The organism is Cognaticolwellia aestuarii, from assembly GCF_002000025.1.
Taxonomy (GTDB): domain Bacteria; phylum Pseudomonadota; class Gammaproteobacteria; order Enterobacterales; family Alteromonadaceae; genus Cognaticolwellia; species Cognaticolwellia aestuarii.
Map to the genome: position 1 here is coordinate 183,655 of NZ_MUZV01000007.1, position 15,981 is coordinate 199,635.

The following is a 15,981-nucleotide window of genomic DNA, read 5'->3' on the forward strand; positions in this document are numbered from 1 at the left end:
AAGGCCAAGCAGCCAGAAAGCATAAGTTACATCATCAGGTGCTAAGGGGGTGGGGGCTAGAAGCGATTCCTTGTCATCTGGTCTGTATAACTAGAATCGCTGTTTGAAATAAACGTAATGTCGTTATTTTTACGTATAATCGTTATGGCGAAAGTTATTTTTTTAATTTCAAGGTTAAATTATCAGGCTAGAAAATAAACATAAAGTTTCATGTTGGCGTGAATCCTGCTTTAACATTTGCATATGATTTATGATGTTTTCACTATTTGAGGGGAGCTCAATGAAAAATTGGCTTATTGCAATATTAATACCGACAGTAATGTCTTGCTCTACGGGATCTAATGATGATTTTTATCGCTCTTCTTATGATGACAAGCAAGAAATTAACAGCTTTAAGTTACCTCGTCATGCCATTAATGATGTAGTAAAAGGACTCGCTTATCAAATGTTGAAAAGTAGTTCATTTGTTAGCCCTAAAACACCTATTGCTATTGCATCATTTGTAGATTTAAAGAATTTAGAATCAACAAATTGGCTAGGTAATCAACTTTCTGAAAGCTTTGTTCATGAGATGCAACGTCATGGGTTAGTTGTTATTGACTTTAAAACCACTGGTCATATTCGGGTTACGGCAGATGGCGATTATGTATTTAGTCGTGATTGGAAAGAGCTGCCTGAACGTCAGATAATTGACTATGTCGTTACTGGCACTATGATGCAGCAAGAGGAAGGTATTCTCGTTAATGCCCGTATGATCGGTATGCAATCTCGGGTTGTCGTGGCTACTGCCCAATCTTTTATTCCTGCTTGGGTGGTTGGTGATGATTTTAACCACCATGAAAATGTCAAAATGAAAGATGGCATGATTTTACGTGATAGTGCGATGTTGGTTGATGACGCTCGTGCTATTGAGATACAGCAATAGCATTAACTGAAAGAGTATTGGACATGAAAATTTTATTTAGTTGCGCTGGGGTTTTATTCAGTACGTTAGTGTTAAGTGCATGTTCTTCGGTATTTGATAAACATGTAGAGTGGCAAGCCGTTAAGCCGAAAAGTTTTCCAGTATTAACAGCTATTGGCCAAGCACCGATTAGTTTGCAAAAATCAGCGCATAAAACACAACGTATGTTGATGGCGATAAACGCTTCCAAGATTGCAGCTTATGCTGAATTAGCCGAACAAGTTTACGGGCAGAATATTGATGGTAAAACTACCATGTCGAATTTACTTATCGATAATCAGCAATTAAAAGCAACAGTGCAAGGGGTTATTCGCGGTGCAAAGGTAGTTAAAAGCTACCCTGTTGGTGATAGTTACACTACCGAATTGAGCTTGGACTTTAAAGACGTTTATGACATATATATTGCATCATCAAATCGTCAAGAGATAAAGAAGGTTTCATATTACTAACAAGTTAAACTGTGATACACCTATTTATAAGCCAGCACTTGCTGGTTTTTTTATATTCAGAGTAAAAAAATGCTATGGAGCTATTTAGGGAAAACGGTTTTCATGATGCTCAGGATCGAATCGTGATATTAAGTATATGTGTTGTGCTGAGGATTGGATAACAAGCTGGTTTTTGTTTGCTATTTAATTAGGCTTTTATGCCTAAGCTACTAAGACCGCTTGAGGTTTTACCTTTATTATCATAGGTCATTGACGACTTATTGTGGTTAACTAATAGTGAGGTTTTCATTCTATCAACCGCTATTTGTGATTGATGAATTATTAAGCCATTAACTTGGTTTTGTTTCTTACTACGCTCTAAACTGGCCTTAATTTCTGCGAGTTCATTACTAAAGTTACCGGCTAACTTTTCTTGCTTAAACTCAAAGCTTTGCCCAATAGCATTATCAACATCTTGTATTGCTAAAAGTAGGGCGTTCTTGTCAGCAGTAATTTTAATGAGTGCGTCAGGATCTTGCTGTTGGAGTATTTCTTTTTCTGTGTTTAACAATGCCTCTAATTGTGCCAATTGTGATAACTGATGAGTGACCAATTGTTGTGGCGTTACTTTTTCAGACATGTGTTTACTCCGCTATAGCGTTAAGTTAACCGAGCTCAAATTCGAAATTGGCGATACTTGAAGCAAGCTTTTCTGGGTTGATTTTGTAATCACCAGCGGTGATCGCACTTTTTAATTCATCTATTTTTTTCTGGTTAAGCGCGGGCGAAGAGTCAGTAGCTTTTTTTTGCAGTTCACTCATTTGCTTTGCTTGAGGGGTGATTGATACTGAATCACGTGTAGCTAATTTAGCTTGTTGTGAAATATCAGTACTTTGAGTAACTTGCTGTTTTGTCTGTACTTGCTGTTCAAGTTTTTGCTTTACTTGATTGGTGTTATTCAAGTTGTTGATATTTATAGCCATTATTATGTCCTATTTACAACAGTTATTGGTTTCTGACCCTTTATCGGCAAAACAGTATAAAACTTAAGAAATTATTATAAATTAATTATTACTTGGTTAATAGCGTTAACTTGTCCTTGAACTACGCGGCCTGATTTCTTATTTTTAACAGGGATCAGCTCACCTAAACTACCGTCTTTTAAAGCAATACCAAAAGATTTAATTTCGAAACTCGTTGATTTAGCAATAATGTTTACTGGCTGCCCTTTACAAACAAAACAAGTATTTCTATTTGTTATGGCACTACCTTGAGATAAGTTTCGTTTAATTCTCGCACCAGTAACAAGCTTGGGATCCGTTAATACTGTTCCTCTTACTTGACTACTGTCTTTAAAAATGACTTCCATATTGGAGCTGTCGAGCAAGGTACCTTTAGATACACGCATTCGAGTAACTAATATTGGCACGATAGTTTGGATTTTAACCGGAATAAATAGTTGCCAAGAGTCTTCGTCGGGGCAAACAATTTTAACATTTACGTTCCTACCATTATGTTTTTCAGGTATATTTGCCGTTAATGGTGATAGGCAAGGCTGTAATGAAATTCTTGGATCGATTGGAGATACTTCAACGTTTAGTTTTCCCTGAGCTGGTATGCTCACATTGCTTTCAACATAAGATTTGATGTAGTTGTAAAGATAATCACGGTCGAATGTCATGGCTGTACTTGAATTGAGTACAGCTAAGTAAATAACGGCAAACTTTACTAATATCTTTAATTTACTCATAATTTTTTTGATCTGGCTGCTAGGGAAATAAAAATACTCGTCTATGCTTAACTGAATACAATTTAACATATATAACGTCAAAACATTTACGTTATTGCTTAATTGGGAATACAATCAAGAATTGTGCCTTTGTTAATTTTTCATTGGCATAACTAAAGAGGTTTTTATGGCAGGTATATTAGACTCAGTTAATCAGCGTACTCAATTGGTTGGTCAGAACCGACTAGAGTTACTATTATTTAAACTTATTGGCAGGCAGCGCTTTGGGATAAATGTTTTCAAAGTGCGTGAAGTTATGCCTTGTCCTCGACTGACATTGTTACCGAAACAGGATAAGTTCATTAAAGGTGTGGCACATATTCGTGGTCAAACGATTTCTGTCATTGACCTAAGTAAAGCTACAGGTGGTCCTGAAATAGTTCAAACAGAAAGTAGTTTCGTTATTATTGCTGAGTATAATCGCAGTGTGCAAGGGTTTCTTGTTGCCGGTGTTGAGCGCATTGTTACCTTGAGCTGGAAAGATATTATGCCACCACCAGAAGGGGCTGGTAAATCAAGTTACCTTACTGCCGTTACCGAAATTGAAAATGAAATGGTATCGATTCTTGATGTTGAAAAAATTCTCAATGAAATTAGCCCTATCTCAACTGAGTTAAGTGAGGGGGTAGCTGATGTTACTGTTGGTGAAGATATTGGTGACCGCGTTATTATGATCGCTGATGACTCAACGGTTGCTCGAAACCAAGTTAAGCGAGCCCTAGAGCCTTTAGGCTTGAATATGTTATTGGCGAAAAATGGTCAAGACGCATTGAATCAATTACAAGGTATTGCTGAAGGGTGTCAAAATAGTATCACTGAAAAAGTTGCTTTGTTAATTTCTGATATTGAAATGCCTGAAATGGACGGCTATACCCTGACTGCTGAAATTAAGCAAGATGAACGCATGAAGGATATTCCCGTGATTTTGCATACGTCTTTAAGTGGTGTTTTTAATAATGCTATGGTAGAAAAAGTTGGAGCAGAAGACTTTATTCCTAAATTTCATCCTGATGAACTAGCTACAGCGGTTAAAAAATGGCTAAAACATGATGAAGTTTCTTAATATTTATTTAGGTTATTTACATAAGGTGGATTATAGCTAGTGTTAACTAAGCAACTTGATGATAAGAGTTATCATCAGTTTAGAACCTTTCTAGAGCAGCAATGTGGCATTGTTTTAGGTGAGAATAAGCAGTACTTGGTGAAAAGTCGCTTAGCGCCATTGATGATAAAATTTGACGTGCCATCGTTGTCTGATTTAGTTGCACAAACCCTTAACCCTGTTAAGCGGCAATTGCGTGCGGCAGTTATTGATGCCATGACAACCAATGAAACATTATGGTTTCGTGATGAATACCCTTTTGAGCTTTTGAAGAAACGCTTATTGCCTGAATTTAAGGGTCAGCGAACACCCTTAAAAATTTGGTCTGCAGCCAGCTCGTCCGGACAAGAGCCTTATTCAATTGCTATGGCTATTTATGAATACCAGCAAAGTAACCCAGGTGCATTTTCTGCAGGTGTTCAAATTATTGGCACTGATATCTCAAACACAATGTTGGAACATTGTAAATATGCGCATTATGACAGTTTATCGTTATCAAGAGGTCTATCTTTAGAACGGAAAAGGCAGTTTTTTGAAGCGGGTGATAATGGCATGTTAAAGGTCAAAGATATCATTAAGAAAATGGTCAGTTTCCGACAACTAAACTTACTAAATAGTTACAGTTTAATGGGACGGTTTGACTTGGTTTTTTGCCGTAACGTATTGATTTACTTCTCTCCTGAGCTAAAAAGGCAAATTATTTCTCAAATTCACGGTACATTAAATAATGATCGTTATTTATTTCTTGGCGCTTCTGAATCTCTTTCAGGTATTAGCCAAGATTTTAATATGATCCGTTGTAATCCTGGTATTGTTTACCAAAAAAAATAACACACCTCTAACACCTCTGGCATAAATATTGAATAAATACCTTCATTAACTTGGAGGTATTTTTTTATGGCTATTAGTTTTGAAAAAGCATTCGGCATTCATCCGCAAGGTTTACAAGTGCGTGCGCAGCGTGCTGAGCTGATTGCCAGTAATATTGCTAATGCGGATACCCCAGGCTACAAAGCTAAAGGAATGGACTTCCAGGCGGCGTTAGCCCAAGCAAGTTCCAAACAACAAACAGGTATGACTCGTACCAATGAGAAACATTTCGATGTTCGCATGGAGCTCAATAATGGCGTTGGTTTTAGAACGCCTAATCAACCTGATACAGGTGATGGAAATACCGTAGATGTACAAGTGGAACGAAACTTGTATCTAGAAAACTCTATGGAATACCAAGCAAGTCTGCAATTTCTTGATAGTAAAATTAAGGGCTTGAAGAAAGCCATCACTGGAGGGTAAGAATTATGAGCCTATTTAATGTATTTTCTGTTTCTGGTTCGGGGATGAGCGCGCAGTCTGTGCGCTTGAATACAACCGCCAGTAATATAGCTAATGCGGATAGTGTTAGTAGCAGTGTCGATAAAACTTACCGTGCACGTCATCCAGTTTTTGCCGCTGAGATGCAAAAAGCTGCCGGAGGGCAAAATGAGTCGGTTGGTGTGCAAGTGCTCGGTGTGGTGGAAAGCAATAAACCACTTAATGTTGAATATGCTCCAGATCATCCCATGGCCGATGGTGAAGGATATATTTATAAGCCAAATGTGAATGTTATTGAAGAGATGACCAATATGATTTCGGCTTCACGCTCATATCAAACCAATGTGCAATTAGCGGAGTCAGCGAAAAATATGCTGAATAAAACGCTAACACTTGGCAAAAGCTAAGTTTATATAGGAATTAAACATGGAAACTGTATCTGGTTCTAGTCCATTAGACAATATTCGTTGGCAGCAAGAAACATCAACACCTGAGGCCGATCCAAATCGCGGTATGCTAACGCAAGAAGATTTTTTCGCGTTATTAACACAAGAGCTTTCGCATCAAGATCCAACAAAGCCAGTTGAAAACAACGAAATGATATCTCAAATGACCGCCTTTTCAACTACTGATGGCGTGTCAAATTTAAATGATCAATTTACTAACTTTGCTGCTTCTATGTCATCTAGCCAAGCTTTACAAGCATCGTCTTTAGTCGGACGGAGTGTTTTAGTTGACGATAACGTATTTGGCATGGAAGAAGGGGAAGAAGTTAAAGGCAAACTTGTTACTGATAAAGCGGCAAGTAATGTCAATATTTACGTTGAAAATGTTGCTGGGGAGATCGTTCAAACGGTTCCTGTAGGTAACGTTAAAGCAGGTGAGTTTACCTTTACATGGGATGGGCAAGGGGCTAATGGCGAACCTGCTCCAGAAGGCGCTTATCGCTTTAGAGTCGCAGGGCTTGTTGAAGGTGAAGCTAATGAATTACAAGCGATGACCTACCGCAAAGTTGACAGTGTCACTTTAGCAGGTGCAGGCGGCAGTATTTTATTAAACCTTAATGGTGGCAGTTCGATGAAATTATCGGATGTTGTTGAAGTAACACAAGGCTAACTTTTACTGTAGTTAGCTTAACAAAATTTTTTACGAGGTGAAATTATGTCATTTAATATCGCATTGAGCGGATTGAACGCGGCTCAAAAAGACTTGGATGTTACATCCAACAACATCGCAAACGTCAATACAACAGGCTTTAAAGAGTCTCGTGCAGAGTTTGTTGATGTTTATGCTGCATCTTTATTATCATCAGGTAAAACGAAAGTCGGTGACGGTGTTTTGACGGCAGATGTTGCACAACAGTTTTCACAAGGTAGTATTCAGTTTACTAACAATGCTTTAGATCTAGCTATTACCGGTAATGGTTTTTTTGCTACGGTACCTGAGCTTGGTAGCTTAGAAACATCTTATACCCGTGCTGGCCAATTCAAATTGAATCAAGATAACTTCATTGTTAATTCGCAAGGCGGCCATTTATTAGGTTTCCCTGTTAATGCTGATGGAACTTCTGCTTCAGTAAGTTTAAGTACTGCAGAGCCTATTCGCATACCGACAGCTTCCGGTGCTCCGCAGAAATCGTCAGAGGTTGATATTAGAATGAACCTGCCTGCGGGTGATTCCTATATCACAGGGGCCCCTGGTAACTTTGATCAAGATGATCCACTCACCTTCAATCATTCAACGTCAGTAACAATTTTTGACTCATTAGGCGATAGCCATGTAATGACTTATTATTTTGTCAAAGATAACCCGTCAACAAATCCGAACGAATGGATGGTATTTGCGGGTGTCGACGGCACTATGGTTGATCTTGAGACAGATCCTGGGGCAACTAACCCTACTGCCGGTGTTGCAGGCATTGTAGGTGGTAGACTGACATTTAGTTCATCAGGTGATTTTATCTCTCAAATACCAAGCTTGGCAGATGGCGGCCTTATTACTACAGCGCTTGGTTCGTCAATTTTATCAAATGGTGCTGATGATACACAGACCATTAAAATTGATTTTAATTTAGATGTATTATCTCCTAACCCAAATGAGCCTACGCAGTTTGCTTCTAACTTTGAAGTAACTTCATTGCAGCAAGATGGTTTAGCTGTGGGACGATTAACGGGTATTGATATTGGAACAGATGGCTTAGTTAGAGCAACTTATAGTAATGGTACATCAGAGCCATTATCACGTATCGCTATGGTTAACTTTGCCAATGAGCAAGGTTTAACACAAGTTGGTAGTACGAGTTGGAAAGAAAGTATTACTTCAGGTGAAGCGTTAGCAGGTGAGGGGGGGTCAGGTACTTTTGGTACGATTAACTCATCAGCATTAGAGCAATCAAATGTTAACTTAACTACAGAGTTGATTGATTTAATTTCAGCACAACGTAACTTCCAAGCCAACTCTCGTGCATTAGAAGTTGATAACCAGCTGAACCAGACTATCTTACAAATTCGTTAATTTAACTGATAAATAACGACAAAAAAAGCCAGGTTCTCACATAGGGATAACTGGCTTTTTTCATTTTTATATCCCCCCTAATAACCTTCAACCGCAAGGTTAATACTTATTTTTTATTCTTTTGGCACTTTACTTGCTTTAGTTAAACTATGACTAATTTTATTGAGGAAGTTCATTATGGATAGGATGCTGTATATCGCGATGAGCGGTGCCAAGCAAAACATGCAAGCCTTATCAGTGAATGCTAATAACCTCGCTAATGCCAAAACTACTGGCTTTAAGGCTGATCTAGCAAATGCTAGAGCAATGCAAGCTTTTGGTGAAGGGCTGCCAACTCGGGTGTTTTCTATGACCGAACGAGCAGGCCAAAACTTTGACAGTGGCGCTTTACTGACCACAGGTCGTGACTTGGATATTGCGATTCAAGGTCAGGGCTGGTTAACCGTGCAAACTGAAGACGGTAGCGAAGCCTATACTCGTAATGGCCAATTAAAACTCAATGATAATGGCGCACTTGAAACATCAAGTGGTGATTTAGTTATCGGAGATAACGGTCCTATTTTCCTACCGCTGCCAGTTAATAATATTAATATTTCTGCTGATGGCACCATTATGGTACAGCCTGAAGGTGCACCCAGTTCGGTGCAGGAAGAAGTTGGGCGTATAAAATTTGTTAACCCAGACAACCGCTTGATTGAGAAAGGCAACGACGGCTTATTTCGTCGTAAAGATGGCAATATCGAACCGGCTGATGTCACGGTTCAAGTGGCAAGTAGGTCTTTGGAGTCAAGTAATGTCAATCCTATCGGTGAGATGACCGATATGATTGCGCTGCAGCGACAATTTGAGATGCAATTAAAAATGATGAAAACCGCCGAAGAAGTTGATTCAAGTGCATCTTCATTATTACGTGCGTTCTAAATAAATTATTTCGAGGTGATGTATGAACCCAGCATTATGGATCAGTAAAACAGGCTTAGATGCGCAAACGAAAGAGATTGCGGTTATTTCTAATAACTTAGCTAATGCCAGTACCGTTGGCTTTAAAAAAAGTCGAGCAGTATTTGAAGATTTACTTTATCAAACGATTAATCAACCAGGCGGACGCTCAGCACAAGATACTGAAATGCCATCGGGCTTAATGCTAGGTGCTGGTACCAAAGTGGTCGCGACACAAAAAATCCACACTCAGGGTGATATGCTCAATACTGATAACGCTTTGGATATGATGATTCAAGGTGAAGGCATGTTTGAAATTTTAATGCCTGATGGCTCTTCGTCCTATTCTCGTAATGGTCAGTTTACTATGGATGAAGAAGGTAACATCGTGACACCAGGCGCAGGTTATTTAATGCAGCCGCAAATCACCATACCTGAAGATGCCTTAAGTATTATTGTCTCGCAAGACGGTGAAGTTTCGGTGACCTTACAAGGGCAAGCTGAACCTGCTGTTGTGGGACAAATTAATACGGTTAACTTTGTTAACCCCACCGGCTTACAGCCGATTGGTCAAAATTTATATGTTGAAACCGCTGTCAGTGGCGCGCCACAACAAGGCGTACCCGGCTTAGAAGGGTACGGCATGATAGTACAAGGTGCGCTAGAAACATCTAATGTAAATACCACTGAAGAGTTAGTTAATCTTATTGAAAGTCAGCGGGTGTATGAAATGAATTCAAAAGTAATTTCAGCTGTTGACCAAATGCTTAGCTATATCAATCAACAATTATAAGATTGAGGAGCACATCATGAAAGGCCAACAAGTTTCGTTAACCTCAAAACTCATTACCTTAAGTATCGTGGTTATGCTATTCACTGGCTGTGCGAGTGTTGAACAAGCAAAAACGCTACCTAATGACCCTGATTTTGCGCCAATTCTGCCTGAAATGGAAGATGAGCCCTTAGTGCCAACCGGCTCTTTGTTCAGAGTTAACTACATTAATAACATTTACTCAGACTCTAAAGCTCATCGCGTTGGCGATATTATTTCTGTGGTTTTAAGTGAAAGTACACAAGCACAAAAGAGTGCCAAAACAGAATTAAAAAAAGCTAATAGTGCAACGCTCAATCCTATTACTGGTTTGGGTGGCGCAGCCATTAATATTAAAAATCAAGCAATACAATTTGGTTATGACCAAGAGTCTGATTTTTCAGGTGACTCAAAGGCTAATCAAGGTAACAGTTTATCCGGTAATATTTCTGTTCACGTATTGAGAGTACTGCCTAATGGTAACTTGATGATCCGTGGTGAAAAATGGATGTCATTAAATAATGGTGATGAATATATTCGCTTAACCGGTGTGGTACGTTCACAAGATATTAGTTCAGAAAATACTGTGACATCGAGCAAAGTGGCTAATGCACGTATCGAGTATGCTGGTACTGGCACTTTTGCTGATATACAAGAACAAGGATGGTTATCTAAATTTTTCAGTAGTTCGTGGTGGCCTCTTTAGCGGAACAATATGATGAAAAAATACTTATATAGCTTTTTATACTTAGTCATTTTGACCTTAACGTCAGAAGTAAATGCACAGCGTATTAAAGATTTAGCTGACGTTGCGGGTGTTCGTAGTAACCAATTGATTGGTTATGGCTTAGTCGTAGGCTTGCCTGGCACCGGTGAACAAAGCCCATTTACTGAACAGAGCTTTAAAACCATGCTGAGTAATTTTGGTATCAAAATGCCAGCTAATTTAAAACCAAAAATTAAAAATGTTGCAGCTGTTGCTGTTCATGCCGAACTGCCTGCATTTGCCAAACCAGGACAAAAAATTGATGTGACAGTTTCTTCTATGGGCAGTGCCCAAAGCCTGCGCGGTGGTACCTTAATTCAAACGATTTTGATGGGGCTTGATGGCAATGCGTATGCTGTGGCTCAAGGTAGTTTAATTGTCAGTGGTTTAGGTGCTGAAGGGCTTGATGGTTCGAAAGTAATAGCAAATACACCAACAGTGGGTCGGATTGCTAATGGGGCGATGGTTGAGCGAGAAGTCTTGTCGCCATTTACTTCGGGTGATCATATTACTTTTAATTTACATAATGCTGACTTTACTACTGCAAAACGCTTGTCAGATACCATTAATAATTTGATAGCCGGCTCTGCACGAGCTGTTGATGCTGCGTCGGTAAAGGTGACAGCGCCGCGTGATGCTGCTGACCGCGTTAGCTTTTTAGCTACCTTGGAGAATTTAGAATTTGAACCGGGTTCACCATCGGCAAAGATTATTGTTAACTCTCGTACAGGCACTATCGTTATTGGCGCTGATGTGCGTTTACTACCAGCGGCAATTACTCATGGTGGTATTACCGTGACAATAAATGAAATGGAGAATGTTTCTCAACCTAATGCTTTTGCACAAGGCGAAACGGTGGCAACTAACCAATCAATTATAGATGTAAAACAAGATGATTCGCGGATGTTTGTTTTTGATCCGGGAGTGACTTTAGATGCCTTAGTGAGAGCGATCAACCAAGTTGGAGCCGGTCCAGGTGATGTGATGGCCATTTTGGAAGCGCTAGATCAAGCAGGGGCATTACGTGGAGATTTGATCATTATTTAATGGTCTTATAAAACTTATGACGACACGTATTGCTGACGCACAAAACTTTTTAGATGTTAATGGCTTGAATTCAATTCGCCAAGATGCGAAGACTGGCGATAAAGCCAGTAAAGAAGCCGCGCTAGAACAAGCAGCAAAGCAATTTGAAGCTATTTTTGTGCAAATGTTAATGAAAAGTATGCGTAAAGCTCAAGATGTGTTGGAGTCTGACAGCCCGCTTAATTCAGAGTCGACAAAGTTTTATCGTGACATGCATGATCAACAAATGTCGTTAGAGCTGTCTAACAATGGTGCTTTAGGTCTTTCTGAGCTTATTGTTCGCCAACTAGGCGGTGATAGTGAGAACTTTACTCCACATTCCGTTTTACGTTCAGATGGTAACCTTGATAGCCGAGCGAATATTCGTGTTAGCGACTCATCAGTAATTAACACTATCAGTTTAGCCAATAACTCGACGGCTGAGCAGGATCCTAATAACGATCGTCAAACAAATGGCTCAATTGTTGCCCAAACGGCGACAAGTTTACTGCAAGCCCCTGTTTTTGAACAACCCAAAGACTTCGTTACAGCGTTAATACCAGAAGCAAAACGTGTGCAAGAGAAAATCAATGTCCCCTTTGAAGTTGTTATTGCCCAAGCAGCACTCGAGACAGGCTGGGGACAGAAAATTATTAAAACAGATAACGGTGAAAGTTCTAATAATTTATTTAACATCAAGGCTGATAGCCGCTGGGATGGCGAGCAAACACAAAAAGAAACACTTGAGTTTGAAAACGGCGCCATGGTTAAAAAGCGTGAACCGTTCAGAGTGTATGAATCACTGTCACAAAGCGTTAATGACTACTTAAAATTATTAACAGGTAGTGAAAGATATCAAGGTGCTTTGGAAAATTCGACAGATGTGGAGCAGTTTTTGCATAACCTACAAAGTGCTGGTTATGCAACCGATCCCAATTATGCTAAAAAAATTATGGGAACACTTCGGACAGTAACCAGCTTATTAAATAAATAAGTTTATCGATAATTTCACTGTTGAAATTAAGGTTACTGCGGGAGTTTAGGTCATGTCGATTAGTCTATATCAAACTGGTGTTAGTGGTTTATTAGCCGCACAACAGCAGTTAGCGACTGTAGGTCACAATATAGCCAATGTTAACACTGAGGGTTACAACCGCCAGAGAGCAGAGCAAGGCGCTTCTCAAGGGCTAATAAACGGTGGTAACTATATTGGTGGCGGAACCTACGTTCAAGATATTACTCGCATTTATGATCAATTTTCCCATAAAGAACAGCTACTAAGCCAAAGTAATCTTGGTAATGCTGACTCGCTAAGTATCAACCTAAACCAACTAAACGAAATCATGACATTTTCCGGTGATGCTATTGGTGGATCGATCGATCGATTTTATCAAGCCATGAATGGTATTGCTGATAATCCTAGTGATTTGGGCTTGCGTAATATTGCGTTAAGCCAAGCAGAAATAATGGCTAGTGACTTTAATACCTTAAATGCTAATTTTGATCAGTTAGAAAAGTCTACCAACGGCGAAATTGAGCAAATGGCCAGTAAGATCTCTCAAATATCTTTAGAAATAGCAAAGATCAATGAACAGGTTCTACAAAATAAAGATATAACGATAGCTGGCCAACCGAATGATTTACTTGATAAACGAGATCAGCTTGTTGGACAACTTGGTGAGTTTACCTCAGTTAATACTATTCAGGACACTCATGGTGTGATGACCGTGATGATCGGTAATGGCGCCACGCTTGTTGCAGGTATTACCCCTTTAACCGTCAGTGTGCAAGCGGGAGATCCAGATCCGCTACAAACGCAACTACAGATAAATAGCCGTAACGGCAGTGTTGCTATTGATGCTAGTAAACTTGGAGGTGCGATTGCTGCAAAAATGGAATATCGTGACGAACACTTAATGAGTGCTCGTAGTGAGATAAATCGTTTAGCTATGGCTATTTCAAACACCTTGAATGAAGCACAAGCACAAGGGCTTGATCTAGACGCCCAACAAGGTCGTGAAATATTTACCGATATTAACAGTAGTGGCTTGCAAGCAGCACGTGTATTAGAACATACAACGAATGCTGGTAACTTGAGTGGCGCTGTCAATATCACAGATGTGTCTTTAGTGCCAACAGATGAGTTCGAAGTTAAGTTTGATGGTACAGACTACATCATGACTAACAATAATAATGGCACTGAAACAAACTTAGGTGCTCCAGGATCTGGAACTTACGCAACGGCCTTTGGTTTTGAATTCAATGAATTATCAGGTACCCCTGCTACTAATGATAAGTTTACTATTCGCCCAACAGAGAATAGTGCTTCACTAATAAAAGTAACACTTACCGATAGTAAAGGTATTGCTGCAAGTGCTGCTGTAGATGTAAATGCAGATGCAAATAATGTCAGTGATGGTGCGGTTAATATTATTAATGTAACAGATCCTGTGATAGCAAGGGCGTACACCGAGGGTAGCAATACAAAATTAACCGTTGATGTATATGAGAGTGCTCCTGGAACATTTGACTATCGGGTTTATGATGCGGCTAATCCGCCACCTGCACCAGTGATTGCATCTGGAAACTTTGCTGCCGGTGCTTCAGCTGTCATTGATATGCCTCCAGCGCCTGCGACAGCAGCTTTTCAGATTGAAATTACAGGAGCACCTGTAGGGCAAGGCTCGTTGGCTCGTGAAAAGTTCACGATTTCCGATGTATTTGGCCCTGGTAATGGAAGCAATGCCGGTTTTATTTCTGCCACACAAGAGCAAGCTATTGTTGGCAACGGTACGCAAACATTTAGTCAAGGCCTAGCGGTAACAACTGCTGATATAGGATCGAAAGCAAGTTCAGCAGAGCTTGTTGCCAATACTGCCCAAGCCTTATTTACGCAAGCCTACAACCGTAATCAATCTACGTCAGGTGTTAATCTTGATGAAGAAGCGGCAAATATGATTAAGTTTCAACAAGCTTATCAAGCCTCATCACGCATCATATCGGTAGCCAATACCATTTTTGATACTTTATTAGCCGCGGTCTAAGAGGAAATATTATGAGAGTTTCAACAGCACAGTTTTATTTTCAAAATAGTCAACAGTTAACGAGTAAACAGTCTAGTGTCAATGAACAAGTTAACTACTTATCTAACGGTAAAAGGGTACTTACTGCTAAAGATGATGCTGTAGCTTACGGTACGCTTGCCGGTTATAAAGATGAGCTCGCAAGTATTGAAAAATATAAGCGTAATATTACTCAGGCTGAAAATAGAAATTCATTACAAGATACCTCTTTTGGCAATGCCGAAAATTTAATGCAAGAGCTTAAACGTATCTTCACACAAGCAAATAACGGAACGTTATCAAGTGCTGACCTTACATCCTTAGCCGAACAAGCAAAAAATTCTCAGTCGCAGTTACTCGATATTGCTAATACTAAAGATGAAACGGGAGGATACATATTTGCTGGTTTTCAAAACCATAAAGAACCCTTCGCTTTACAGCTCGATAATACAGTTATATATCAAGGTGATAGTGGCGTTAGAGAATTGCAAATAGCAAAAAATGTTTCTGTTGCAACTAGTCAAGCTGGTGATGTGGCATTTTCAAATATTCCAAATGAGATCGGTGATTTTAGCGCTAATTATATCAATAATCTTTCTGGTTTTAGTGTCAATAATGCGACGATCACAGATCCCAGTAGCTATGATACTGCTACAAATCCACCAGATTACAAGTTCGCTTTTAGCTTGCCTAATGACCTAACTGTAACTGATGGTAACGGAACTGTTGTTGTGCCAACAGCTACTTATGTCGCAGGGCAAACCATTGCCTTTAATGGAATAGAAGTTCAATTAAGTGGCAACCCTTTGCCGGGTGATGAAGTGGATATATCCCCAGAGCAAAATATCAACATTTTTAACACGATTAAACGCGCCATTGATTGGATGGCAAGTGGTAGTACACCTAGTAATCCACTGCAACATGAAGTTGATTATGCCGAGATTCTATCGCAGTTAGATCAAGGCCTTAACCACATGACAACACGTCGAAGTGAGGCTGGCATAAGGCTTCAACTTATTGAAAGCCAAGAAAATAACCACTTAGATGCCGAACTGTCGCTTGCCGCAGGCCAATCTAATATTGAAGACTTAGATTTTGCAAAGGCTGTTGCGAATTTTGAACAATCAAAAGTCGCATTACAAGCCGCTCAGCAAAGCTTTGTGCAAGTGAAAGATCTAAGTTTATTCAATTATATTTAATTCATTTAAATCAAAATAAACTTTGGCACGA

18 protein-coding genes are annotated in these 15,981 nt (G+C 39.5%); 15 read left to right on the forward strand and 3 right to left on the reverse strand.

The genetic code is table 11. The features are described from left to right. Nucleotides 1-280: 280 nt before the first annotated feature. Together B0169_RS12420 and B0169_RS12425 are read left to right on the forward strand one after the other, a co-directional pair. Nucleotides 281-925 (forward strand): FlgO family outer membrane protein, encoded by a 645-nt coding sequence (locus B0169_RS12420; protein ID WP_077286301.1) that lies wholly within the window; start codon nucleotides 281-283, stop codon nucleotides 923-925. Nucleotides 926-948: 23 nt separating this feature from the next. Next, nucleotides 949-1,413 carry an LPP20 family lipoprotein gene (locus B0169_RS12425; protein WP_077286302.1) on the forward strand — a complete coding sequence of 155 codons (465 nt, stop codon included), beginning with the start codon at nucleotides 949-951 and terminating at the stop codon, nucleotides 1,411-1,413. 187 nt (nucleotides 1,414-1,600) lie between these two features. On the opposite strand, the gene flgN is transcribed toward B0169_RS12425, so the two are convergent. From flgN to flgA, 3 genes are all read right to left on the reverse strand, one after another. After that, nucleotides 1,601-2,032, reverse strand: coding sequence for a flagellar export chaperone FlgN (gene flgN, locus B0169_RS12430; protein WP_077286303.1), 432 nt, complete (start codon nucleotides 2,030-2,032; stop codon nucleotides 1,601-1,603). A gap of 25 nt (nucleotides 2,033-2,057) precedes the next feature. Next, a complete protein-coding gene (gene flgM, locus B0169_RS12435; RefSeq protein WP_077286304.1) occupies nucleotides 2,058-2,375 on the reverse strand; it encodes a flagellar biosynthesis anti-sigma factor FlgM in 318 nt (105 codons plus the stop codon). 74 nt (nucleotides 2,376-2,449) lie between these two features. Continuing rightward, nucleotides 2,450-3,142 carry a flagellar basal body P-ring formation chaperone FlgA gene (gene flgA / locus B0169_RS12440; RefSeq protein WP_158077089.1) on the reverse strand — a complete coding sequence of 231 codons (693 nt, stop codon included), beginning with the start codon at nucleotides 3,140-3,142 and terminating at the stop codon, nucleotides 2,450-2,452. Between the two features lie 166 nt (nucleotides 3,143-3,308). Here flgA and B0169_RS12445 point away from each other — a divergent pair, with 166 nt between their 5' ends. The 13 genes from B0169_RS12445 (at nucleotide 3,309) to flgL (ending at nucleotide 15,950) form a co-directional block, all read left to right on the forward strand. Next, nucleotides 3,309-4,244 carry a chemotaxis protein CheV gene (locus B0169_RS12445; protein WP_077286306.1) on the forward strand — a complete coding sequence of 312 codons (936 nt, stop codon included), beginning with the start codon at nucleotides 3,309-3,311 and terminating at the stop codon, nucleotides 4,242-4,244. 39 nt (nucleotides 4,245-4,283) lie between these two features. Then, the gene (locus tag B0169_RS12450; protein WP_077286307.1) at nucleotides 4,284-5,114 is read left to right on the forward strand and encodes a CheR family methyltransferase; all 831 of its coding nucleotides are present in this window, start codon (nucleotides 4,284-4,286) and stop codon (nucleotides 5,112-5,114) included. 66 nt (nucleotides 5,115-5,180) lie between these two features. Then, on the forward strand, nucleotides 5,181-5,576 hold the full coding sequence (flgB, locus tag B0169_RS12455; protein WP_077286308.1) for a flagellar basal body rod protein FlgB: 396 nt from the start codon (nucleotides 5,181-5,183) through the stop codon (nucleotides 5,574-5,576). Nucleotides 5,577-5,581: 5 nt separating this feature from the next. Beyond that, complete coding sequence (gene flgC, locus B0169_RS12460; RefSeq protein ID WP_077286309.1) at nucleotides 5,582-6,001, forward strand: flagellar basal body rod protein FlgC; 420 nt, start codon at nucleotides 5,582-5,584, stop codon at nucleotides 5,999-6,001. A 19-nt stretch (nucleotides 6,002-6,020) separates the two neighbouring features. Continuing rightward, a complete protein-coding gene (locus tag B0169_RS12465; protein ID WP_077286310.1) occupies nucleotides 6,021-6,710 on the forward strand; it encodes a flagellar hook assembly protein FlgD in 690 nt (229 codons plus the stop codon). 45 nt (nucleotides 6,711-6,755) lie between these two features. Beyond that, nucleotides 6,756-8,108 carry a flagellar hook protein FlgE gene (gene flgE / locus B0169_RS12470; RefSeq protein ID WP_077286311.1) on the forward strand — a complete coding sequence of 451 codons (1,353 nt, stop codon included), beginning with the start codon at nucleotides 6,756-6,758 and terminating at the stop codon, nucleotides 8,106-8,108. 177 nt (nucleotides 8,109-8,285) lie between these two features. Next, the gene (gene flgF, locus B0169_RS12475) at nucleotides 8,286-9,029 is read left to right on the forward strand and encodes a flagellar basal-body rod protein FlgF (protein WP_077286312.1); all 744 of its coding nucleotides are present in this window, start codon (nucleotides 8,286-8,288) and stop codon (nucleotides 9,027-9,029) included. 22 nt (nucleotides 9,030-9,051) lie between these two features. After that, a complete protein-coding gene (gene flgG / locus B0169_RS12480; RefSeq protein ID WP_077286313.1) occupies nucleotides 9,052-9,840 on the forward strand; it encodes a flagellar basal-body rod protein FlgG in 789 nt (262 codons plus the stop codon). A gap of 16 nt (nucleotides 9,841-9,856) precedes the next feature. Further along, nucleotides 9,857-10,564, forward strand: coding sequence for a flagellar basal body L-ring protein FlgH (gene flgH / locus B0169_RS12485; RefSeq protein ID WP_077286314.1), 708 nt, complete (start codon nucleotides 9,857-9,859; stop codon nucleotides 10,562-10,564). A gap of 12 nt (nucleotides 10,565-10,576) precedes the next feature. After that, nucleotides 10,577-11,671, forward strand: coding sequence for a flagellar basal body P-ring protein FlgI (locus tag B0169_RS12490; protein ID WP_143323540.1), 1,095 nt, complete (start codon nucleotides 10,577-10,579; stop codon nucleotides 11,669-11,671). Nucleotides 11,672-11,687: 16 nt separating this feature from the next. Then, a complete protein-coding gene (gene flgJ / locus B0169_RS12495) occupies nucleotides 11,688-12,683 on the forward strand; it encodes a flagellar assembly peptidoglycan hydrolase FlgJ (RefSeq protein ID WP_077286316.1) in 996 nt (331 codons plus the stop codon). A gap of 52 nt (nucleotides 12,684-12,735) precedes the next feature. Continuing rightward, nucleotides 12,736-14,733, forward strand: a complete 1,998-nt coding sequence (flgK, locus tag B0169_RS12500; RefSeq protein ID WP_077286317.1) for a flagellar hook-associated protein FlgK — start codon at nucleotides 12,736-12,738, stop codon at nucleotides 14,731-14,733. Between the two features lie 11 nt (nucleotides 14,734-14,744). Then, a complete protein-coding gene (flgL, locus tag B0169_RS12505; protein WP_077286318.1) occupies nucleotides 14,745-15,950 on the forward strand; it encodes a flagellar hook-associated protein FlgL in 1,206 nt (401 codons plus the stop codon). Nucleotides 15,951-15,981: the final 31 nt, after the last annotated feature.